Raw genomic sequence first — 22,021 nt, 5'->3', positions numbered from 1 at the left:
ATTAGCCGTCATTTTGAATAACAGTACTAGTTGAGGTTACCTAGTACTATTTTGATATGACTATAGCAAGCTACTGTATTTGTTGATCACTTGGCAAACTCTTTTGACATTCTCGTGATGTAATTTCGGTGTTTGCTTTTGCGAACTACAATACTTGTTATAAAATTCTTTAACACTTTTTCTACTTGCTGTGATTTCAGCAACATATGCTTCTTCTTTTGGGGTAAATTGAGCAAAGTTCTGTTGTAAATCTTGGTATATTTTATCTGCTTTTAATCTCACTTTGGTATCTGTAGCGTCTGAAAAAGTCTCAAGTGCCATTGTTTTTTGTTCGGATAACCAAGTATTTAATTCTTCATTTGGATAAAAATGTAAATATAAAGCACCAGCCACGATTAAGATCAATAATTTTTTCATACCCTACCTTATAATCAAGTTGTGTGTATAAATAACAAGCAGTTAACACTTGGTTAATTTATAACTCGCACAGAACATTATTGTTTATCGGACGAAATATAGTGAGAATAGTCAATTTCGTACTGACAAAGCAATATTTTACTATTTTTTGATAGGTAATCAGTGCTAATTCGTTATAATTAGGCTGCTTTATCGAATTAAGAATCGAACAAGAGGATCCGCTTTGAAACCAAACGATAATAAAAGTCGAACAGATCGGCAGATTCCAGTTAAAAATGTTGAAATTCATCAGCCAGATAAAAATGCTGCCTATAAGCCTCGTGATCAAATTTATGTTCGCAAGGTAAAAGGAATATTTCAACAAATACGCCAAAAAATGAACTTTGTTTTTTTGGCTGCTTTTGCGTTGCTGCCTTGGTTACAGTATGAAGGGCATCAAGCATTATTATTCGATATTAGCGAGCAACGTTTTACCCTTTGGAGCGTTACCCTGTGGCCACAAGATCTGACATTGTTGGCTTGGATATTTATTCTCAGTGCTTTTTTACTCTTTTTTATTACCACCTTTTTAGGACGGGTATGGTGTGGATACTTGTGTCCACAAACCGTATGGACCTTTATCTTTATTTGGTTTGAAGAAAAAATAGAAGGTAGTGCTAATCAGCGGAAAAAGCTCGATAGTCAGAAATTAACCGTTAATAAGTTTTGGCGTAAAGCGCTTAAGCATTTTTGTTGGGGCTTCTTTTCCGTATTAACAGCATTAACTTTTGCTGGTTATTTTGCGCCAGTACAAGATGTGTTTATTGACTTCTTTACTTTCAACGCCTCTTTTACATTAGCTGCAACAGTATGGTTTTTCGCTTTTTGTACTTATGGAAATGCTGGTTGGATGCGAGAAATTATGTGCTTGCATATGTGCCCATATGCGCGTTTTCAATCGGCAATGTTCGATAAAGATACCTTAACTGTCTCCTATGATGCTAAACGTGGTGAAAACCGTGGCCCGCGCTCTAGAAAGCAAGATCCCAAAGAGATGGGGCTAGGTGACTGTATTGATTGTAATTTATGTGTCCAGGTTTGCCCAACCGGCATTGATATTCGTAACGGCTTACAGTATGAATGTATAAACTGTGGTGCTTGTGTCGACGCCTGTGATGGTGTCATGGACAGAATGAAGTACGATAAAGGCTTGATTCGTTATACTACAGAGCACGATTTAGAAGGTAAAAAAGTTCACTTTGTTCGTGGTAAATTAATTGGTTATGCCATTGTACTGGTTGTGATGACGAGTTTGCTTATTATGGAAATATCCAGTCGGGTACCCGTTTCTATGGATATTATTCGTGATAGAACTGAGCTGGCGAAAGAGAACTTTAATGGTGATATTGAAAATGTATACACGCTTAAAATTCTCAATAAATCACAAAAAGATAACTATTATCGCATCTCAGTTAAAGGTATTAAAAATACTAAGTGGCATGGTGATCAGGAAGTTTTTGTTAAAGCCGCAAGCGTATATACATTACCGATTAGTCTTTCGGTTGATCCATATGAATTAGAAGGTTATATGACAGATATTAGCTTTGTTATTGAATTAGTTTCGGATAAGGATGAGGTCAAGCTTGAACATGAAAGCCGCTTCTTTAATAAACGTTAATGGCGGTATTCGATTTTACCTCGCTGTCGCCAGATTTAATTCTTGATGGCTTGGAAAGTACTGGTTTAACTGTTGATAGTGGCTTGTTGGCATTGAACAGCTATGAAAACCGTGTTTATCAATTTCATGATATCGATAAAACAAAATATGTGACGAAGTTTTATCGGCCGCAGCGTTGGACTGAGACACAAATTCGTGAAGAGCATGATTTCTCGTTTGAACTTGATGCTCATGAATTGCCGTTAGTGGCGCCGATGAAAATTGATGGCGAGTCACTATTTAGCTATAAAGGCTATCATTTCGCTATATTCCCTTGCCGTGGCGGTCGTATTTTTGAAGTTGATAATCTTGATCAACTTGAATGGATGGGACGATTTTTGGGCCGTATCCATGCGATTGCGGCTAAAAAAGATTTTACCGAACGACCAACGTTTAATAGTGAAGAAATGTTGCAACAAGCACAGCAAACGATTGAAGGTTCTACCTTTGTGCCTAAAAGCTTAACATTACCTTTTTTCACTATTTTAGAGCAAGTTATTGCTGTGGCTAGTAAGCAATATCAACCTACATCACAAATTCGCCTACATGGTGATTGCCATGCAGGGAATATTCTTTGGACTGATGCAGGGCCACACTTTGTTGATTTAGATGATTGTCGTATGGGGCCAGCGGTACAAGATCTCTGGATGATGCTCAGTGGTGATCGTCAACAACAATTATTACAGCTAGATACCATGTTGTCGGGCTATGATGAGTTTTATAGCTTTGAAACCAATCAATTGCCTTTAATTGAATCATTGCGTACTATGCGGGTAGTTAATTATATGGCGTGGCTATGTAAACGTTGGCAAGATCCAGCATTCCCACATAATTTTCCTTGGTTCAATACTGAGAAATATTGGGAACAACAAATTTTGATGCTTAAAGAGCAAATGTCAGCCTTACAGCAGCCACCGCTTAGCTTAATGCCATAGCAACAGCGTTCAACGCTATTGAATTTATTTTTAATGATAGGAATTGTAATTTTATGAAAAAGTTAGTGAGTTTATTCGCTTTAATGTTGTTACCAGTATTTGCTTTTGCAGCAAATTATACTGAAGGCGAGCATTACACTAAGGTCAGTGAAGAAATATCGAAAAAGCCAGAAGTTCGTGAGTTTTTCTCATTCTATTGTCCGCACTGTATGCAGTTTGAACCTTTTATGGCGAAGCTAAAAACTTCGATTCCTGAAGAGGCCAAATTTGAGATGAATCATGTAGATTTTTTACGCGCTGCTTCGCCTAAAATACAAGGTATGCTAAGTAAAGCAGTTGTTGTTGCACATAAAATGGGCATTGAAAAGAAAGTTATCGGCGCAATATTTAATTACATTCAAGTGCAAAGAGCGGTATTTACTTCAGAAAAAGATATTCGTAACGTTTTTGTTTTAAATGGTGCTGACGGTGAAAAATTTGATAAGTTAATGAAGAGCTTTGGCGTGGTAAGTAAAGCGAAAGCGATGAAAAAGCAGCAAGAGTATTTTGCTAAGAAAGGTGCGTTAACTGGAGTTCCAGCGGTTATTGTTAATGGTAAATACCGTGTTGATGCGAAAGGCTTGGATAGAAACAACTTTGAGCAAGATTATATTAATTTGGTTAATCACCTTTTAACATTGAAATAAGCTAATTTTTTTATTGGTTGAAAGAGAGGCTACGGCCTCTTTTTTATTGCCTAGAATATGAAAAATGCTCAGTTTAACGTCAATTTATTTTGGCTTTTTCTATAGAGGTAACTACCTAAGAGAAACGCAACAATGAGCAGTACAAGGCTAATGATAAACTGTTGTTGGCCATTAACTTGTAAGCCAGCGCCCATCAAAGAAAATATTGCCATTTGAGGGATAAAACCAAGTGCGGAGCCTAATACATAAGGTTTAATAGGCGAATGTGCTGTACCAGCTAATACATTAGTAAGAAAGTTAGATCCTGCAGGTAATAAACGAATGATAAGCGCTTTTAAAAAAGTGTTATGACCAAAGAAAAGGCTGACTTTTGCCAAAGGCTGTGGATAGTGCTGTGCAATTACATTAGCGAGCAGTTTACGAGAAATTATCAGTGTTAATAGGCAGCCCAATACAGCAGAAAGAGTTGCTAGCACTACGCCATAGCCTGCCCCGAATAGAAAGCCAGCGCTTAAAGCTGCTATTTGTCGTGGCATGCCAGCTGCCATTGCTGGTATCAATAGTAATATAAATGTTAATGCGCCAAAAAAAGTTTTTGGTATCAAACTATTCAAATATTGTTGAATATTAAGGTTATAGCTACTTAATAGTGTCGCTGAAAGCGCCATGACTAACAGCAGTGACAGCAATGTTGCTAGTAACGCTAACTTAAATATAGATTTTTTCTTAAACATAAATGTGCCCTGTTGTTGCCATTGATTAAGTGGCTGGATACCTACTTTACTTTTTTCTCTGAATACAATGACTGCTTAAGACAGGCGTGGCTTTACTACTCGCCATCATGATGTAGAGCAAGCCAAATTCATCATGCCAATATTCCGTGAAGGGATTAAAACTTAATTGCCTCACTTGTTTGATGGATAGGGGAACGAATGACTTCATGTTGATAGCTAACTTCAATATCTTGCTTTATGTTCTTATTCAGTTGCTAACGCATAATGACAGCATTGTAAGGTAACGCTGCTGACTTACTAAATTCATTGCTGCTATGGTGCTCAACATGAGCGGTATATAAAGTGTTAAAACCTTTGCGATCAGGGTAATTAAAATTAGGATCTAGCGCTATGGTAGTCAAAGCAACTATTTTAGCTATTTTAAGAGCTATCTTTAAATCGAGCAAACTCGAGTTGCCAATATCTTTGCTATTTAAGGGATAAACTTTACTGTTTCTTATCGCTAGAAAGTACTCATCTTCAGTACTACTTACAGGAGTTACACTATGCCATACATCTTGGCTTAAGTTTACTGTAGATAACTCTGCAATAGGAAATAATTCAACCGCAACAGCGTTTTCTTCATCAGCAAGTGAAATATTACTGAAAATTACTGATATTCGAAAACAATTTATTACTTCGTCAGTAGCACCACCTGATGAGCGTCTATAAATTGATTTTTACTGTTATTATTAAGATAGTTCAATTTACCGTCAACTATTATCTGATCGTTTAATTTTCCGTGTGCCGCGATATAAAGTGCCTGTTTGCCCCATATATGTAATGGCCGTTGAACGGAAACAATATGACTTTTTTGAGTAAGTGACGAGTAAATAGTTTGTTTTGATTCAACAATAACTTCGCTAAACTCTTTATTATTCTCAGTCATGATGACTTTAATATCCGAAAGAATTGTACCGCTATAGTGAATTTGGTTTATCGACTGAGCATAACCTTTTGGGTAAGTTTGAGCATAACTAGCATGAATGATTTCTCGATTATTATTTTTACTGTTGATCAAATACCCTTGCAGTAAAATAATATCCCCCTTGTCGGCATGAATGAGTGCCAGTTCGACAATATTCCCGATGACTTTAACTGTGTGGTAACTGGTCCATTCTTTAAATTGCTTGCTTGGCTTATCATACCATCGGCTATGGGTCGCTAAGGTTAATTCTGCAACGGCGATTACGGGGTTTGCTTGATAACGAATGTCAGGTTTACTGACCAGATTACCTAATAGAGTAACCTTACATAAATGATTTTTTACTGCTTCAGTTAACATAGATTTACTTGTATCTTTTGGAAAGCATCTAACCTTGTTGGTAGTCAGCTACAATATTAGTACTGCGATTCATTATAATGAGAATTGGCTATGAATTTCAGTATCAAATAAATTTTTAATTAATATCGAAAACTCTTTAATAAAGATCATTTGTTCATCATTAACTGCATTATTAACAACACCAGACAGTATTTCTTGTAAATCGTAAACAATCGCATCTATTTCACGAATTATAGTATTACGTTGATTGAAAGTTAAGCTTTCATTTTGGTTGCATAAAGTGATGATTTGCTCGCTCATCTCTTGTTCTATTACTTCAATTACTGTACTTTTTCCTGACGTACTAGTACTGTTTTCAAAGAGATTTAAATGTTCAGTTAAGTATTCAATAATATGAATATAACCTTCGGTATTAGTAACCATTTAATGCAACTATTTATTTCGGTTGGTGTACTACTTTACCTGTAAACGAAGGTTGTGATCAAGTCAGAAAGTAGTTATAGCTTTTTAAATAAGTAAATTTCTATTTTATTATGAGTATGGGAGGGGCAAGGAAGTAGAGCAAATACTGACAGCTATTCGACATCAGAATAGGTGCCAGTATTTGATGGATAATTACTACGCGGCAGCGTTTGTACTTTCAAAAATTTTGTCGGCTGATGCAGCAACAAAACCAGTGTAAAGCTCACCATTTTCCAGAGGGTAGCGTTTTGCAAACTCGTAAAAACAGCTTGGAATAGCTACCGTTTTATCTGAAAACTCAACAAGTACGCTGTCGGCCATTGTTGATGATTGCTCTAGTTTCACGCCTTCATCACCTTTGATTTCACCGCCAGCACTGTTTAATGTAAAACCACCGGCTTTGACGGCATCATTTACAGCTTCAATTGAATCATAGCTTTCAAGGTGATTGATACTTACTGTGAAGTGGTTTGCACGGTAGCCCCATGCAGAAACCCATGCAGCATATTCGCTTTCTGCTAATAGGTCTAAGTATTCTTGATGACTTACTTTCCAGTGGGTACCAGAATATAAGAAGTTTTCAACGTTAACATCGCCTTCATTGATACCAGCAACCATTTTTTCAATGATTTCTTGTACACGTGGTGAGAATTCTTCAACAAGTAACTCACTGATAAATACTTTTGGCAAGTTTGTATCGGCATGTTCAAAATGTTTTGCGTATAATCTTTTTGCTTCAAAGTGGTATTCACCACATTCGGTGTAACCTAAGTTAAGTAAGTGAGCCGAAATCTTCTCAATGTTAACTTTTGCGATGTTAAAAGTACGGTAAGCAACGTGATCGTTTATCAAATCGCTACCTGTACCTAAAAGTTGATGAACTTTATCAGCTGACGGAGTTACTTCTAAATAGTTTTGCCAAATGTTGTTAAATAAATTCTTAACGGGAGTCATGTTAAATTCCTAAATGCATAAAATAAAATTTGTGTCGACGTGCGGTCTTAATGTGTAAAGTCGGTTGAATGGTATGCAAAAGCTATTTAGCTAGGTATTCAGTGAATAAAGCTATTCAACAAATATTTAGGACAAACGTGTTTGATAACCACTCAGAACGGCAGTTATATTTGGTCGATATTTTTAAAAAAGCTGGGACGTATCCCAGCTTTTTTTATTGGGCAATGAAGCTTCATACGGTTAAATGATAAGGATTATTTAATCGTTAAGCCTGGGCTTAAGGCTGCAGGTAATGCAACTTTTTCAGCCTCTACTGATGCTACAGGGTATGCACAGTAATCAGCCGCATAGAATGCGCTAGCTCTGTGGTTACCACTGGCACCAATACCACCAAATGGGGCAGCACTGCTTGCGCCAGTAATCGGCTTGTTCCAGTTTACGATACCAGCACGAATGCGACGGAAGAAGTGGTTATATAACTCTTCGCTATCACTTAGTAAACCAGCAGATAAACCAAATGAAGTATTGTTCGCTTCGTCAATTGCCGCATCAAAATCAGTGTAACGATACACTTTTAATAGTGGACCAAAATGCTCGTCATCAGGCATGTCAGTAATGTTAGTTACATCAACAATACCCGGGGAGATAAAACCAGTGCCTACTTCAAGGTGCTTCATCATAACGATTGATTCACCACCAAGATCAAACAATTGCTGTTGAGCGGCAACTAAGCCTAACGCTGCTTTTTCAGAAATCATTGAACCAATAAATGGCTGTTCTTCATCGTCATAGTAACCAATTTTAATCGCTTGCGTGCTTGCAACTAACTTAGCTAAAATTGCATCGCCTTTCTCGCCAGCTTCAATAAATAAACGACGAGAACAAGTACAACGTTGACCTGTAGTAATGAATGCTGACTGGAGAATATCATGTACTACAGCATCAATATCAGTCACATCTTTAACTACTAATGGGTTATTGCCACCCATTTCAAGCGCTAAAATTTTACCTGGTTGGCCACCAAACTGTTCATGTAAGAAATGACCAGTTGTTGAACTACCTGTAAAGAATAAGCCGTCAATTTGTGGATGACTTGCTAATGCTTTACCTGTTTCAACTTCACCTTGAACCATGTTGATTACGCCAGCTGGTAAGCCCGCTTGTAACCATAGTTTTAAGGTTTCTTCAGCAACCATAGGGGTTAATTCACTTGGCTTGAAAACCACTGTATTACCAGCAATAAGAGCAGGAACAATATGACCGTTAGGTAAGTGACCAGGGAAGTTGTAAGGGCCGTATACCGCAACAACGCCATGTGGCTTGTGACGAATAAAGGCTTTTGCACCCGGCATAGGGTTTTCAACTGTGCCTGTACGTTCTTCATTAGCACGTACAGAAATAGCAATTTTGCCAACCATAGCGCCAACTTCAGTACGAGTTTCCCAAAGTGGCTTACCCGTTTCAAGGGCGATTGTGGTAGCAAATGCTTCTTTGTTTTCAGTTAGCAATTCTGCAAACTTTGCCGCGATAGCAATACGCTCTTCAATAGGCATATTAGACCAAGTTTCAAAAGCAGTACGCGCAGCCATAACAGCTTCATCAACCTGTGCTGGAGATGCTGTATTACCCTGCCAAACTACTTCGTTTTTAGCTGGGTTTTTAGAAAATATTTCATGGCCTAAACCGGTTGTCCAGTTGCCATTAATTAATTGTACATTGTGTGACATTGTTTTTTTCCTCTGCGCGTTTATCGCTCATGAGTATCGTAATAAATTAAGACTGTTGATTAATTAGCAACTAGGCGAACCCAGTCTCCTTCATTAACCATTAGTGCATCGGCAACCGCTTGTGATACCACCACTTGATTGGCAGTTTCACGTAATAATACTGGCGCTTGTGTTGCTCTAAAGTCTGCTACTTTGCTATTACAAATAATATATTTATTATCATTAGCAACATCGCCAATTAATACTTGGCATTTTTGGCTTTGACGGACAGTTTTAACTAACGCTGTTTGCGTTTCAACTGTAGGGCCGCCATCAAAAATGTCAACGTAACCGCGACGAGAAAATCCTTCCGCTTCAAGTAATCTTAAGGCAGGCACCGTTTTTGGATGCACCTTGTTAATCACTTGTTGTGCTTCAGGGCTCAATAAACTGACGTAAATTGGGTATTTAGGCATTAATTCTGCAATAAACTCTTTTCTACCTATGCCGGTTAAGTAATCGGCTGTAGGGAAGTCTAGTGAGAAAAAGTGCTCTTCTAACCATTTCCAGAAAGGTGATGAACCGTCTTCGTCTGAAACACCACGCATTTCTGCAATAACGGTTTCTGAAAAGCGTTCAGTATGTTCAGCCATAAACAGAAAACGAAAGCGTGATAAACAACGTCCGTTACTATTTTTACGATGGCTTTCGCTCAAAAATAAAGTACAAATTTCTGAAGCGCCAGTATAGTCGTTACACAAAGATAACGTTTCCACTGTATTGTAGATATTAAGCTCACGAGAGCTATGCACAACTTTACCTAAGTGGTAATGATAAAATGCATCGTCTAGACCAACCGCAGCTTCAATGCCACTAGTACCAACAACTTCACCTGTTGTCGTATCTTCCATAACGAATAAGTAGCCTTCGTTACCTGCTTGAGTAACTGAGCTATTAAAAGATACTTCTGCATGAGAAATACGTTTTTTCAACAAATCTTCGTTGACCGGTAGTGATGTAAAACCGTGTCCTGACTCAACAGCAATACGATGAAGTGCATCATAATCACTGTTTTGTATAGGGCGTATAATAATCATAGAAAACTCTCAGTGAGACAACTAAACACCGCCATAATGAAAGTGTTTAGTTGTTTTTAATAATAGATACTTACTTAGCTAGTTTCGCAACAGCTTTTTCAAAACGCGCTAAACCTTCTGCGATATCTTCGTTTGGAATAACCAAAGAAGGAGCAAAACGAATAATGTTAGCGCCAGCAACTAAAGTCATAACACCTTCAGTCATTGCTGCATTTAAAAAGTCTTTTGCTTTGCCTTTGTATGCTTCAGTTAATACAGCGCCAATCAAAAGGCCTTTACCACGAATTTCACTGAAAACATTGTATTTAGCATTGATTGCATTGATGCCATCAATGTAAAGCTGTGCTTTTTCTTTAACGCCGTTTAATACTTCAGGAGTATTTACTGTGTCAAATGCAGCTTCTGCTACGGCACATGCTAGTGGGTTACCACCGTATGTACTACCGTGTGTACCAATTTTAAGGTGCTTAGCGATGTCAGCTGTTGTGATCATAGCACCAATAGGGAAACCGCCACCAAGTGCTTTTGCAGTAGTTAAGATGTCTGGAGTAACACCTAAATCCATGTATGCGTAAAGTTCACCTAAACGGCCAACACCTGTTTGCACTTCATCAAAAACTAATAATGCGTTGTGTTCATTACAAAGTTCACGAACACCTTTCACAAACTCATCAGTAGGTGAAACGATACCGCCTTCACCCTGTAATGGTTCCATAACAATGGCACAAGTTTTATCAGAAATTAGTGCTTTTACGCTTTCTAAGTTGTTGTATTCAGCGTGAACGATATCGCCAGGCTTAGGGCCAAAACCGTCAGAATAAGCTTCTTGACCACCAACAGTAACCGTAAAGAATGTACGACCGTGGAAGCCTTGTTTAAATGCGATGATTTGTGACTTTTCAGCGCCAAAGTTATCTAATGCCCAACGACGCGCTAGTTTTAAAGCTGCTTCGTTTGATTCTGCACCTGAGTTAGCAAAGTAAACTTGATCAGCAAAGGTGTTATCAGTTAATTTTTTCGCTAAACGTAATGCTGGTTCATTCGTCATTACATTTGATAAGTGCCAAATTTTGTTCGCTTGCTCGGTTAATGCGCCAACTAATGCAGGATGACAATGTCCTAAACAGTTAACCGCAATGCCGCCAGCAAAATCAATAAATTCGCGATCTTGTTGATCCCAAACACGAGAACCTGCGCCGCGAACAGGGATAACAGCTGATGGTGAATAGTTAGGTACCATAACATCATCAAATAATTCACGATTTACCGGAAAGTGGTTAGACATTGTAAACTCCTCTTATATTTAGGATATTGTAATCAATAATATGATTTTAGTTTTGACGATAGATTATCAACGAAACTAAATGAATTAATTGGTCATTACGCCAATAAATGACATTACCAATTAAAAAATAGACGGGGATTATGACAGAAAAAAGCGCCTTTGTCTTGTTTGGTTGCGCTACAAGCCTTATAAAATAAAGGTTTGCCGTTTTTATTCAATATTACTGCATAACTATGTTTGTGCTGTTTTTACTGCTATTCGGGAGGGAGCTAGCACTTTATGTCTACTAGCGAGATCTACGGTTAGGCCTAATGTTTCATAATTAATCAAAAATAATTTAGTTAAAAATTAATTTTATATGGTCAATATCGCTTTTCTTCAGCAGAGCAATGTCTTTAGTGCTCAACTGGCCTGCCGTCAATAAGGCTTTGGCTTCATCAGTAATAATTAAATCCTCTTTTGCTAAGCTTCTAAAAGCAATGTAGGCTTTTGCTTTGGCGACTATCTTGGCTATTGGACACATATGAGCAACATTGTTTGCGTAAGCCAAGTCAAATAAGGCCTCGGTTATTTGCAAACGGTCAAAGCGCATTAATTCCACCATATCCGCTGCCATTTTACTACTACGCTGTATTAATTGTTCTAACAGTAATTCTGGTGGTGCTTCAATTTCGACCAATACGTCGTGTAGTTTTTTATCTTTACTTTCGTAAGCGTCACGTAGCTCTTCCGTATACAGTTCATTATAAGTATTAAGAAACTCTTGGGTGACGGCTAAAAGCCCCAAATTACTTAACATACCAGCAGTAAAAGCAGAAAATTCATCCAAACCTTGCTCTTGTGCTAATTTTTGTGAGGCTAAAGCTATTGATAAACTATCGTTCCATAGTTTTCTTTTCATTAATGGAAATGGCGCGGTACTGGTAGGCAACCAATGCTTTAGCATAAAGGTAGGCATGACTAATTTTAAATTGTCGAGACCAACGTAGCTTAGTGCTAGGTTTGGCTCGGTCACTTGTACGTCGGAGCGTTTACGGTATTGTGGTTTATTAACTAAACTAATGAGCTCAGTGCATAGCCAAGGCAAGCCTTTTACCAGTGGTGCGATACGGTTAATTGATGCTGCTTTTACCGCTAATATTTCCATGATAGAGGGAGCTTCATCTTCGATTTTTAAGACGTTGTTGTAAAGGTTCTCTTTATTGTCGAATGCTTTATTAACTTGGCTGGTGACTTTATTAAAGAGCTTATTCATGACTTGAGTTTTGAAGTGCTCTTGGCCGTGAGCCTGAATAATTTTATTTTTATTAGTTTCTTCTTCTACGGCGAGTAATTCACGTCGACGATTAGTCTGCTCACTATTTTGTTGGGTAGCAGTGTAAATTTTTCCACTTTTTTGTTGAGCAAAGTCTTTACTAATCGCAAGACTAAGGGCTCGACTATAGATGGGGGAAACCAATTTGTTATCTTCAAATATTTGCATCAGGGCTTAATTTTAGGTTTGCTATTGTTTAGTGGCTAGTCAAGTTATCGGCTAACGGCTTTATTTCATTAGTGTTATTCATTTTCTAAATAGAATATTGGTCAATAAAATTTTGCAATAATTGATGACCTTGCTCAGTTAATACAGATTCAGGATGAAACTGTACACTTGCTATTGCCAAATGCTTATGCTGCAAAGCCATAACTTCCATTTGATTATGGTTTGATAACCATGCCGTCACTTCTAATTCATCAGGTAAAGTATGACTATCAACAATTAACGAGTGATAGCGAGTCACAGTCAAAGGCAATTTTAAAGCGTTAAATAGGCCTTGCTCATTATGTAATATAGCGCTCGTTTTTCCGTGCATTACCTTATTGGCTTTAATGATATTAGCACCAAAGTGCTGGGCAATACATTGATGACCCAAACAAACCCCTAATATTGGGATCAAACCTTTATATTTATCAATAATCGCGAGAGAAAGACCAGCCGCATCAGGATCACTAGGGCCCGGTGATATAACAATATATTGTGGTGCGAGTTCAGCGATTGCATTAATACTGATTTCATCGTTTCTAACGACTAATACTTCTTGACCAAGCGTTTGAAAATAATGCACTAAGTTAAAAGTAAAAGAATCATAGTTATCGATCATTAATAACAAAAAAATACCTACATAGAATTGAAACCATAAAGCGGATGCTATTCTAATCTTTTATCTATAGCCATTCTACCCCTAGACTTGGCCTGAACAAACTTTAGGTTGAAATTTAACAGCTATCGATACTTTTCACATTGTAGTGGCATACCGAATTTCCTGTACATATACGCTCTTGTGCATCCATGCACCCGCGTTATACCGTACTTCGACGTGCAGGGATGCACTAATGCCTCGAAAGATAGGAAGTCTGAGAGAGGCCTGAACATAAAAAAGGGTTTAAACATTATGTTTAAACCCTTTTTATTTTTCTACGCTAGGTACCATAGCGAATTAAATCAATTTAATTGAATTTAGAATTTAGCGGCAACTTGTACCCAAAGTTTATCAGTGTCGCTTGCATGATCATCGGCGCTGTAGCTAGCCAATTTAACTAGAACACTGTAGTTTTTGTTAAATGCGTAACCTGCAGCAACGTCAATCTCTGAACCATAGTCAATGCCATCAACGTCTGAAGATAAGTCATGGTAAGTAGCAGAAAGCTTGATACCATTTACTTTTGTTTTAGCTGTAACGTAGATATCTTCAACACCTTGACTTGGAGTGCCTAAGAATTTATCAGCAAAACCTTGGAACTTGTGCAAAGTTGCTAAAGGTGTTGAGAAAGCAACACCATTATCACTACCTAAAGACTCAATACCGGCTGATAATGTTACTGAACTTACTTTTGTGCCTACTTCAAAGTTGTAGTAATCAGCACTAAAGTCAGTAGCATTGTCACCAGCTTCACTTTGTGTAGCGTATGCAGCGTTAACCATTACCGGGCCAAACTTACCGTTGTAGCTAACACCGTAAGTATCAGTTGATAAAGCTGCTGCTGTGTCAAAATCAAGTAAGTATGCGTAAGCATTAACTTTATGCTCTTTATTGATTTTGTAACCAGTATTTAATAAATGGAATTGACCGTGTAAATCAGCTTTAGGGCTGTCTGGGCCAAAGATACGGTTTACGTTATAGATGTAGCTGTAATCTGCTGAGAAACCTTTTGCCGGGTTAATTTGGAAACGGTAACCATCGTAAGTTTGCTCATTTTGTCTCCAACCTACACCGCCAACAAAACGTTGGTTGTTGTGTAAAATGCGTTGACGACCAGCAGTTGCTGAAAAGTTATCAGCTGTGTACTTTAAGAAAAATTGGTTTACATCAGTACCTGTTGGATCGGCAACGACAGGGTAATCAGTTTCGCCATTAGTTGTGCTGTTGTAGTTGTCGATGATGTCAGTAACGTTATCAACTTCAACGCCTGCAGAGAAACCTTCAAAGCTACCTGTATTTGCAGTGATACGACTTTTTAATGTTAATGCGCTTGCAGTGTCATCAATACCGTCTTGATCTACGCCTTCGTAACGAGCACGGAAGCTAAGTTTAACAGTGCTATCTGAAAGTGCTTTTTTAACACCTGAAGCAACGGCATTTTCTTCTGCGAATGCTAATGGCGCACTTAAAAGTGAAGCTGAAAGTAGAGCTAAAGAAGTGTATTTTATGTTAGTTTTCATAATATCAAACCTTAATGTTTTAAACTTGAGAGAGTTTATTTTTTAATCAACTGTAGTAATAAGTTAGTCAAAAATTCCAGCTTGTTTAAGGCAGTTTTTAATAATTATAATTTGTCATAACAAACAAAATTTTTATTTAATTACATATCGTTACATAACAATTTTGAATTGCAAAAAAATGCTTGGCTATTGCTCATGCTATTTATGCTTTGCAGAGCTGTTCAAAAAACGAGTAACTTTTTAATGCGCTAAAATTAGCACTACTCTGGTCGAATGAGAATGATAAAAAGCGAAAAACTCATGATTAGTGTCGCAAAGCTGATCTGGAACAATAAATGAGTGCATTTTTAGGGGAACTCATCGAAAACTGGACCTTTGAAATACAGTGAATATTTTAAGTTTGTAAACGAATGATAACTATTACTAACTATATAGTGGGGCGTTTTGTCGAGAGAAATGTAAATTTATATGAATTTTTTATAGAAGGCTTGTAATTGTTGTTGAGCTTGTTGGTAGTTAGTTAGTGAAAAAGTAACACCTTGACCTGGGCGCATTTGGCTTAATCGAAACAAATCTGTTTGCATAATACTGCCTAATACCGGATATCCACCCATGGTTTGGCGTTCTTTCATTAAGATTATCGGTTGTTCATTCGTTGGAAATTGTATCATGCCGTAGGTTACTGGTTTTGATAATACACAGTTTTCACGTAATTTATCAGCCAGTATTTTATTCTTTGGTATAGGTCTATTTTTTAATGCTAAGCGATAGCCCATGCGGTTACTGTCTGGCGATATAACATAGTTGGTTGCTAAAAAAGCGCTTTGCTTTTTAGGGGGGAATTGTAAAAACAGGGTGCTGGCAATAAAGCGCAAAGTGATTTGTGATTGAGGGTAGAACAGTTCAGGCGCATTAGGTTCAAAGAAGGTAAGTTGCTTGGAGCTTTTTAAGCTTTGCTTTTGTGCTGTCGTAGCCGTCAATAGCTCCTGCTTTGGGAAAAATAACTTACTTCCCGCTTTTAGTTTGTTGCCAATAACATTTAACGCCATTTCGTTTTCAGTTTGAGCAAAACTGCTCAGCCAAGCTTGTTGCTTTTCATCACCTTTAACGCCGCCCATTACAGCTAAATAACTATGCAAACCACTTTTTGGCATGGCAAAGTCGATAATATCGCCGGCTTGTAATTGATAGCATTGCCAATTACTGATCAGGGTTTCATTTAATTTTACTTGGCAGTCAGCGCCTGCGATAGCAACAGTGCAGGCTGTATTTGCTCGTAAGGTAATTTGACCTAATGTGATCTCTAACGCCGGACACTTTTTTTGCGTACTTTCATCGGAAGCTGCTATTTTTCTGTAATGATCAGCAATGAGTTTATTGGCATAAAGGTAAGCATGTTCATCGGCAGCGCCACTGACACTAAAACCTAAATGTTGGGTGTTGAGGCGACCAATATCTTGAATACTTGCTTTACCATTTATTGCCAGTATTTCTAAGTAGTTAGTTGTCATCATTTTCTACTCATAGTGCGGCTCTTTGTTCGAGCGCTAAAAACTCTGTTTTTGAAATTGCATAAAATTGCACGCGCTGCCCAACTGTTATGGTTGGAATGAACTTGCCATTTTTACATTGGTACATAGCTAATGGGGTTTGGCCAATAATATGCCAACCACCAGGGCTTTCATTAGGATAAACAGCGGTTTGCTGTTCAGCAATGGCGACAGCGCCTTTAGGTACTTTGGTGCGTGGTGACGACATACGGGGAACTGACAATACTTTGGGTAAGCTAGCCAAGTAACAAAAGCCGGGCGTAAAACCTAAAGCATAGCTTCGGTAAATCGTTGAACTGTGTTGCTTTATCACTTCTTCGGTTGAGATATCACAATGTTGAGCAACTTTCTGTAAATCCCATTGCAGCTGGGTGTCATAGTAAACAGGAATTTGAATACAGACTTGAAGTTGTTGCTCGCTAGAGGAATTATCATCAGGGTTATTTAGGGCATAATTGGTGTCAGTTGAAATTGTGGTCACTCTTTCAATTAGTGCCTCAGTAGAAATAAGCTGAAATTGGTAATAAATCATCAAGCAATGGTAACTCGCCACAGAGTCTACTATTAATGACGAAAGCTGTTGATTGAGCGCTGACTGCAACGCGATAATGTTGTTGTGCTGCTTAGCTGATATTTGCTGTGGCCAACTTAACAGCACTGCGTTTTCTGCGACAACTTCAATGCTAAATGTTGGACTTAATTGATGGTTTTTCTGTGTCGTCACAGTGTTAACCTTAGCTGTTATACATTTATAGTTTCTCGTAATGCTTTAAGCATGGCGAAGGCATTCGGCGTATCGCCGTGTACGCATAGCGCATCAAGCTGAAACTCAAGCGGTTGGTTATTGATGCTTAACAATGGCAGCTTGTTGATAAGTTTTTGGCAACGCTCTACAACGGCAGCATTGCTGCTTAATACCGCACCGGCTTCGCTGCGAGGTACTAAAAGTCCGTTATCTTGGTAGGCGCGATCGGCAAAGGCTTCAAAATAAAGTGTGATGTTTTGTGCTTTGGCAATTTGCTCAAAAGGTTGTGTATTCTTCAACGCTTGAATCATCAGCGCTAATGGTTGTGAACTACGTTGATTTAGCTGGGCAACGGCACGGCAAATGTCTTTGAATATAGCTAAATTCTTCATCATGTCGTTATATAGCGCGCCATGGGGCTTAACATAAGTCACTAAAGTGTTTTCGGCATGACACAATGCCTGTAAAGCACCTACTTGGTATTGAATGACGGCAATTAACTCATCTGAAGACAAAACCATTGATTGACGACCAAAGTTTTCAACATCAGGGTAGCTGGGGTGAGCACCAATAATGACTTGATGTTTTACCGCAAGTTGTACGGTTTTTTTAATAGTTAAAGCATCAGAACCATGAAAACCACAGGCAATATTTGCCATATCAATGTAAGGCATGATCTCTGCGTCGTTGTTTTCTTTAAATTCACCTAAATCACAGTTTAATTTCATCATGCTTCTTACCTAGTCGTTTCGAACATTGCGACGCTTTCTTTCTGGGTGGCTGATAACAACATCAGTAATTGGCGTACAACTGCAGCTTAAAATAAAGTTTTGTTGTTGCTCTTCATCAGATAAACCGTCTTTGCAATGTTGTTCTACTTCACCTTCAAGCAATTCAACTTTACAACGACCACACATACCTGCTCGACAAGAATACGGTAATATTAGGCCGGCATCTTCACCTTGCTCTAATAAAGTTTGTTCGTTGTTGCCTTTAATGGTTTTATTAAAGCTACTAAAAGTGAGTGTAGGTTTTGCCTTTTTCACTATCATGGTTGAAGCTTCATTGTTACCAAGCGAAAGATCAACTGCTTTTACGGGAGCTTTCTTGACAATAGCTGGTGGAGATTGGCGTTTTAATACTTCGACCTGATCGCCTTGCTTTATCTGTCCTTGATTTAGTGCGACAAGGTTTTGACCGAAAATTACATCGCCACTTTCAATCTGGCGATAACTCATTAATGTTTTCAATGGCTCTTGTTGCTGATGTTTTTCACCCGTTTGTGGGTTAATTGTGGTGAAAATACAACGTGTGCAAGGCTTTACTATTTCAAATTCAACTTCGCCAATACGAATGTGTTGCCAGGTATCTTCTGCAAAAGCTTCACAGTTGTTTACTACAATATTAGGTCTAAATTGCGCCATGCTAATGGCAGCTTCACTGGCTTGATAATGAGCATTTAAATCATCAAGTGAGGCTTGTGAAATTAACAACAATGGGTAGCCATCAGCAAAGCTTACTGGTGATGTTTTATTTTTTACTAAGCGCTGAGAGTCACTACCATAAAATAACAGCTGACACGGCAATTGCAGGTATTCTCTAAACCATTGATTAATGTCCGCTAGGCATTGCTGGGCATTAATGCTGTCGTCCCATACATTTACGGCAACATAGTTGTTGGTTAGCTTTTGGTAAGTAATGACTAAAGCAGGCATGTCAGGCGCTGTTAACACCATGCCTGACGCGGTAAGGTTAGCTTGAATAAGGCATAAGCGAGGTTGTGTTCGAGCAGTGAAAAACTCACCGTTTAAATCGGCAACGACAAAGCGACGGTCAAAGGCTAGTCCAAGTTCTTCAACCCAACTAGAAGATAGTTCGATGCCAGCGCTGGATTTGATTGGATAAACATTAATATTTTGTAGGATAGCCTTGCTCATGAATTCCCTTATATGTTGTGAATAGCTAAACCACTTGAAATAGCATCTTCAAGAGGGGGAGCTATATGCTTAGTCGCATTGATAGTGGGCAAAATGCATTGATTTTGCAATATGTATTTTCGCTATATTAAGGTATATTGAGCGCATTCTGATTTAAACCTTTTCTTGTGCTAGCGTACATAGCAACAGAGTTATATTAATAGGATTTTATGCATCTTCATATATTAGGCATTTGCGGCACCTTTATGGGCGGAATCGCGGCCATCGCCAAGCAAATGGGTTTTCGAGTTTCCGGTTGTGATGCCAATGTTTATCCACCAATGAGCACGCAGTTAGAACAGCTAGGTATAGAACTAAAGCAAGGTTATAAAATTGAGCATTTGGATGATGAGCCAGACTTAGTCATTGTCGGTAATGCCATGGCACGTGGTAACCCTATGGTTGAGTACGTACTTGACCGAAAAATCGCGTACACTTCAGGCCCACAATGGCTGCTAGAAAATGTATTAAAAGACCGTTGGGTACTAGCTGTATCAGGCACACATGGTAAAACCACTACCAGTTCAATGCTGACCTGGATATTAGAATATGCCGGTATGAAGCCAGGTTTTTTGATTGGTGGTGTACCGCAAAATTTCGATTGTTCTGCACGTTTAGGCTCTGCACCGTTTTTTGTTATCGAAGCTGATGAGTACGATACCGCTTTTTTTGATAAACGATCTAAGTTTGTTCACTACCGTCCAAATACGTTATTGATCAACAATATGGAGTTTGATCATGCCGATATTTTTGACGATATCAGCGATATTCAGCGCCAATTTCACCACCTAATTCGTATGGTGCCTAATAATGGCTTAATACTGTCGCCAAAAAATGAAGCGGCAATTAATGAAACACTTAGCATGGGCTGTTGGACACCGTCGGAACTCAGCGTTGATGACAATGATAAAGCTTTAGGCTGGCATGCAGAAAAGTGTATTGCTGATGGCAGTGAATATGTTGTTAGTTTTAAGGGGGTGATTCAGGGTACTGTAAAGTGGAACTTAATTGGCGACTTTAATATTGAAAATGGTTTGATGGCAATTGCTGCCGCTCGACACGCTGGCGTTACAACAGCTGTCGCTATTGAAGCCTTAGCTGAATTTATTAATACCAAACGTCGATTAGAATTAAGAGGCGAAGTGAATAACGTACGAGTGTTCGATGATTTTGCTCATCATCCAACGGCTATTACTAAAACGTTAGCGGGTGTGCGAGCTAATGTTGGTAAAAATCGCGTTATTGCCGTACTTGAACCGAGATCAAATACCATGAAGTCAGGCGTACATAAAGATACGCTGGCAAAGTCATTAACCGATGCTGATGTAGTTTATGTTTACCAAGGCGACCAGGTGAAGTGGTCAGTTGATGCATTAATTGATGACTGCACGCAGCCTTGTTTTGTTGAGCAAAGCTTAGATAAGCTTGTTAGCGGTATTATTTCCAATAGCCAATCAGGCGATACCATTGTCGTGATGAGTAACGGTGGTTTTGGCGGCATTCATGAAAAATTATTATCAGCGCTTGCTGATGTATAATGAATTAGAACAGTTTAATTAAATAAAGGCGAATACGTGCAGCAGCAACAAAACAATTCAGTAATTTCGGTAGAGCAAAATAATATTGAGAACAGTGTTAACTTTACTAAGAAAATAACTTTGGCGATCACTGGCGCTTCAGGTTCGGCTTACGCTTTACGTTTGTTAGAGTGTTTAGTTGCCGCTAACTATCAAGTATTTGTTTTGTGCTCTAGTGCTGCTCGTGTTGTTTTTGATACAGAAGTTGGGTTGAAATTGCCGAGTTCACCCAGTGCAGCAAGTGAGTTTTTAACGGAAAAATTTACTGCTAAACCTGAGCAAATTATTGTTTTTGGTAAAGAACAGTGGTTTTCACCGGTTGCATCGGGTTCGGCTGCGCCAAAAACTATGGTGGTTTGCCCTTGCTCAACAGGAACATTGGCGGCTATTAGCCAAGGCATGAGTGATAATTTAATTGAACGTGCTGCCGATGTGGTGATTAAAGAACGTGGGCAATTGATATTGGTGCCACGTGAGACACCATTTTCAACCATTCATTTGAAGAATATGTTGTCGCTTTCACAAATCGGCGTGACTATTATGCCGGCGGCACCAGGATTTTATCATCAGCCACAATCGATTAATGATTTGATCGATTTTATGGTTGGGCGCTTGTTAGATCACCTTAATATTGAACAAAGCATTATGCCGCGTTGGGGTTATCAAACGCAATAACCTAAACGCAAGCTGCAATATGGTCTGACTTTCAGAGTTCAGGAGTAAAAGCTAGCTCGTTGAGACTTTGTTTTGAGCTTTGATGGCTTTGATATCAACGCCATCTAGCAGCAACATAACATCGGCGAGTAGTCGTTTAAGTTCACCAACTTCACTTGGAATGCTTTTTTTAGCTTTTTGGACGTAGGCGATTGCTTCACGGTTCTGAATTACTTCTAATAATGCTTTTAATGTATCGCTATTATTTGCGTCGATCGCGGGCAATTTCTTTTCACTGGCAGCGTTATAAAGTGAGTAAATGGCGACTAAACTCGCCTGTGCTTCTGCTAATCTTTCCATAAAAATCCATCCATGTTTTTATTTTAATTGTCTTTCTACCATACTTAAAAATTGGACATTGTCTATGTTTTCACGCACTTTTTATTATCAAAAAGTTATATTTACAGATGATTAACATTTGGCGCTGAACGGTAATTAGCGACTATTTGTCGCATTAAGCTTA

Annotated in this window: 22 protein-coding genes; 5 read left to right on the top strand and 17 right to left on the bottom strand. The window is 38.5% G+C overall.

What is annotated here, in order from left to right; genetic code table 11:
* Positions 1–60: 60 nt before the first annotated feature.
* Complete coding sequence (locus B7C41_RS09645) at positions 61–417, bottom strand: hypothetical protein (RefSeq protein ID WP_085298600.1); 357 nt, start codon at positions 415–417, stop codon at positions 61–63.
* 223 nt (positions 418–640) lie between these two features.
* Here B7C41_RS09645 and ccoG point away from each other — a divergent pair, with 223 nt between their 5' ends.
* Genes ccoG through B7C41_RS09630 form a run of 3 tightly spaced genes read left to right on the top strand, consistent with a single transcriptional unit; the run spans position 641 to position 3,734 of the window.
* A complete protein-coding gene (ccoG, locus tag B7C41_RS09640; protein WP_143764346.1) occupies positions 641–2,074 on the top strand; it encodes a cytochrome c oxidase accessory protein CcoG in 1,434 nt (477 codons plus the stop codon).
* Entirely contained in the window at positions 2,074–3,048 is a 975-nt protein-coding gene (locus B7C41_RS09635; protein WP_085298596.1) for a serine/threonine protein kinase, read from the top strand. Before ccoG ends, B7C41_RS09635 begins: the two co-directional genes overlap by 1 nt.
* Before the next feature lie 53 nt (positions 3,049–3,101).
* A complete protein-coding gene (locus B7C41_RS09630) occupies positions 3,102–3,734 on the top strand; it encodes a thiol:disulfide interchange protein DsbA/DsbL (RefSeq protein WP_085298594.1) in 633 nt (210 codons plus the stop codon).
* A 68-nt stretch (positions 3,735–3,802) separates the two neighbouring features.
* On the opposite strand, the gene B7C41_RS09625 is transcribed toward B7C41_RS09630, so the two are convergent.
* From B7C41_RS09625 to B7C41_RS09555, 15 genes are all read right to left on the bottom strand, one after another.
* Positions 3,803–4,468 carry a TVP38/TMEM64 family protein gene (locus B7C41_RS09625; protein ID WP_085298591.1) on the bottom strand — a complete coding sequence of 222 codons (666 nt, stop codon included), beginning with the start codon at positions 4,466–4,468 and terminating at the stop codon, positions 3,803–3,805.
* Positions 4,469–4,722: 254 nt separating this feature from the next.
* The gene (locus tag B7C41_RS20150) at positions 4,723–4,869 is read right to left on the bottom strand and encodes a hypothetical protein (protein WP_158089110.1); all 147 of its coding nucleotides are present in this window, start codon (positions 4,867–4,869) and stop codon (positions 4,723–4,725) included.
* A gap of 272 nt (positions 4,870–5,141) precedes the next feature.
* Positions 5,142–5,792 carry a single-stranded DNA-binding protein gene (locus tag B7C41_RS09615; RefSeq protein WP_085298587.1) on the bottom strand — a complete coding sequence of 217 codons (651 nt, stop codon included), beginning with the start codon at positions 5,790–5,792 and terminating at the stop codon, positions 5,142–5,144.
* Between the two features lie 72 nt (positions 5,793–5,864).
* Positions 5,865–6,215 (bottom strand): DUF3802 family protein, encoded by a 351-nt coding sequence (locus B7C41_RS09610; protein ID WP_085298585.1) that lies wholly within the window; start codon positions 6,213–6,215, stop codon positions 5,865–5,867.
* A gap of 195 nt (positions 6,216–6,410) precedes the next feature.
* Complete coding sequence (locus B7C41_RS09605) at positions 6,411–7,208, bottom strand: DUF1338 domain-containing protein (protein WP_085298583.1); 798 nt, start codon at positions 7,206–7,208, stop codon at positions 6,411–6,413.
* Between the two features lie 254 nt (positions 7,209–7,462).
* The gene (gene astD / locus B7C41_RS09600) at positions 7,463–8,935 is read right to left on the bottom strand and encodes a succinylglutamate-semialdehyde dehydrogenase (RefSeq protein WP_085298581.1); all 1,473 of its coding nucleotides are present in this window, start codon (positions 8,933–8,935) and stop codon (positions 7,463–7,465) included.
* A gap of 59 nt (positions 8,936–8,994) precedes the next feature.
* Positions 8,995–10,011 carry an arginine N-succinyltransferase gene (gene astA / locus B7C41_RS09595; protein ID WP_085298579.1) on the bottom strand — a complete coding sequence of 339 codons (1,017 nt, stop codon included), beginning with the start codon at positions 10,009–10,011 and terminating at the stop codon, positions 8,995–8,997.
* A gap of 70 nt (positions 10,012–10,081) precedes the next feature.
* Positions 10,082–11,296, bottom strand: a complete 1,215-nt coding sequence (locus B7C41_RS09590) for an aspartate aminotransferase family protein (protein ID WP_085298577.1) — start codon at positions 11,294–11,296, stop codon at positions 10,082–10,084.
* 337 nt (positions 11,297–11,633) lie between these two features.
* Positions 11,634–12,779, bottom strand: coding sequence for an HDOD domain-containing protein (locus B7C41_RS09585; protein ID WP_085298575.1), 1,146 nt, complete (start codon positions 12,777–12,779; stop codon positions 11,634–11,636).
* Between the two features lie 85 nt (positions 12,780–12,864).
* Positions 12,865–13,446 (bottom strand): anthranilate synthase component II, encoded by a 582-nt coding sequence (locus tag B7C41_RS09580; RefSeq protein WP_085298573.1) that lies wholly within the window; start codon positions 13,444–13,446, stop codon positions 12,865–12,867.
* A 347-nt stretch (positions 13,447–13,793) separates the two neighbouring features.
* Entirely contained in the window at positions 13,794–14,996 is a 1,203-nt protein-coding gene (locus tag B7C41_RS09575) for an alginate export family protein (protein ID WP_085298571.1), read from the bottom strand.
* Between the two features lie 464 nt (positions 14,997–15,460).
* Positions 15,461–16,510 carry a 5-oxoprolinase subunit C family protein gene (locus B7C41_RS09570; protein WP_085298569.1) on the bottom strand — a complete coding sequence of 350 codons (1,050 nt, stop codon included), beginning with the start codon at positions 16,508–16,510 and terminating at the stop codon, positions 15,461–15,463.
* Positions 16,511–16,517: 7 nt separating this feature from the next.
* Positions 16,518–17,270: a 5-oxoprolinase subunit PxpB gene (gene pxpB / locus B7C41_RS09565; protein WP_158089109.1), complete on the bottom strand. Its 753-nt coding sequence runs from the start codon at positions 17,268–17,270 to the stop codon at positions 16,518–16,520.
* A 17-nt stretch (positions 17,271–17,287) separates the two neighbouring features.
* Entirely contained in the window at positions 17,288–18,022 is a 735-nt protein-coding gene (locus tag B7C41_RS09560; RefSeq protein ID WP_085298565.1) for a 5-oxoprolinase subunit PxpA, read from the bottom strand.
* A gap of 9 nt (positions 18,023–18,031) precedes the next feature.
* Complete coding sequence (locus B7C41_RS09555) at positions 18,032–19,228, bottom strand: YcbX family protein (protein ID WP_085298563.1); 1,197 nt, start codon at positions 19,226–19,228, stop codon at positions 18,032–18,034.
* 209 nt (positions 19,229–19,437) lie between these two features.
* Here B7C41_RS09555 and mpl point away from each other — a divergent pair, with 209 nt between their 5' ends.
* Positions 19,438–20,805: a UDP-N-acetylmuramate:L-alanyl-gamma-D-glutamyl-meso-diaminopimelate ligase gene (gene mpl / locus B7C41_RS09550; RefSeq protein WP_085298561.1), complete on the top strand. Its 1,368-nt coding sequence runs from the start codon at positions 19,438–19,440 to the stop codon at positions 20,803–20,805.
* 84 nt (positions 20,806–20,889) lie between these two features.
* Positions 20,890–21,519, top strand: a complete 630-nt coding sequence (locus tag B7C41_RS09545) for a flavin prenyltransferase UbiX (protein ID WP_085298735.1) — start codon at positions 20,890–20,892, stop codon at positions 21,517–21,519.
* A gap of 51 nt (positions 21,520–21,570) precedes the next feature.
* On the opposite strand, the gene B7C41_RS09540 is transcribed toward B7C41_RS09545, so the two are convergent.
* Positions 21,571–21,858 (bottom strand): hypothetical protein, encoded by a 288-nt coding sequence (locus B7C41_RS09540; protein WP_085298559.1) that lies wholly within the window; start codon positions 21,856–21,858, stop codon positions 21,571–21,573.
* Between the last annotated feature and the right edge of the window lie 163 nt (positions 21,859–22,021).

The sequence above is a fragment of the Cognaticolwellia mytili genome (assembly GCF_002104475.1).
GTDB lineage: Bacteria > Pseudomonadota > Gammaproteobacteria > Enterobacterales > Alteromonadaceae > Cognaticolwellia > Cognaticolwellia mytili.
This window is presented reverse-complemented; position numbering and strand designations above follow the sequence as displayed.

What these genes read in the sequence shown, in the direction of transcription:
- B7C41_RS09645 (WP_085298600.1), bottom strand. Translation starts at nt 417, where the DNA reads ATGAAAAAATTATTGATCTTAATCGTGGCTGGTGCTTTATATTTACAT.
- B7C41_RS09635 (WP_085298596.1), top strand. Translation starts at nt 2,074, where the DNA reads ATGGCGGTATTCGATTTTACCTCGCTGTCGCCAGATTTAATTCTTGAT.
- B7C41_RS09630 (WP_085298594.1), top strand. Translation starts at nt 3,102, where the DNA reads ATGAAAAAGTTAGTGAGTTTATTCGCTTTAATGTTGTTACCAGTATTT.
- B7C41_RS09625 (WP_085298591.1), bottom strand. Translation starts at nt 4,468, where the DNA reads ATGTTTAAGAAAAAATCTATATTTAAGTTAGCGTTACTAGCAACATTG.
- B7C41_RS09615 (WP_085298587.1), bottom strand. Translation starts at nt 5,792, where the DNA reads ATGTTAACTGAAGCAGTAAAAAATCATTTATGTAAGGTTACTCTATTA.
- B7C41_RS09610 (WP_085298585.1), bottom strand. Translation starts at nt 6,215, where the DNA reads ATGGTTACTAATACCGAAGGTTATATTCATATTATTGAATACTTAACT.
- B7C41_RS09605 (WP_085298583.1), bottom strand. Translation starts at nt 7,208, where the DNA reads ATGACTCCCGTTAAGAATTTATTTAACAACATTTGGCAAAACTATTTA.
- astD (WP_085298581.1), bottom strand. Translation starts at nt 8,935, where the DNA reads ATGTCACACAATGTACAATTAATTAATGGCAACTGGACAACCGGTTTA.
- astA (WP_085298579.1), bottom strand. Translation starts at nt 10,011, where the DNA reads ATGATTATTATACGCCCTATACAAAACAGTGATTATGATGCACTTCAT.
- B7C41_RS09590 (WP_085298577.1), bottom strand. Translation starts at nt 11,296, where the DNA reads ATGTCTAACCACTTTCCGGTAAATCGTGAATTATTTGATGATGTTATG.
- B7C41_RS09585 (WP_085298575.1), bottom strand. Translation starts at nt 12,779, where the DNA reads ATGCAAATATTTGAAGATAACAAATTGGTTTCCCCCATCTATAGTCGA.
- B7C41_RS09575 (WP_085298571.1), bottom strand. Translation starts at nt 14,996, where the DNA reads ATGAAAACTAACATAAAATACACTTCTTTAGCTCTACTTTCAGCTTCA.
- B7C41_RS09570 (WP_085298569.1), bottom strand. Translation starts at nt 16,510, where the DNA reads ATGATGACAACTAACTACTTAGAAATACTGGCAATAAATGGTAAAGCA.
- B7C41_RS09560 (WP_085298565.1), bottom strand. Translation starts at nt 18,022, where the DNA reads ATGATGAAATTAAACTGTGATTTAGGTGAATTTAAAGAAAACAACGAC.
- B7C41_RS09555 (WP_085298563.1), bottom strand. Translation starts at nt 19,228, where the DNA reads ATGAGCAAGGCTATCCTACAAAATATTAATGTTTATCCAATCAAATCC.
- mpl (WP_085298561.1), top strand. Translation starts at nt 19,438, where the DNA reads ATGCATCTTCATATATTAGGCATTTGCGGCACCTTTATGGGCGGAATC.
- B7C41_RS09540 (WP_085298559.1), bottom strand. Translation starts at nt 21,858, where the DNA reads ATGGAAAGATTAGCAGAAGCACAGGCGAGTTTAGTCGCCATTTACTCA.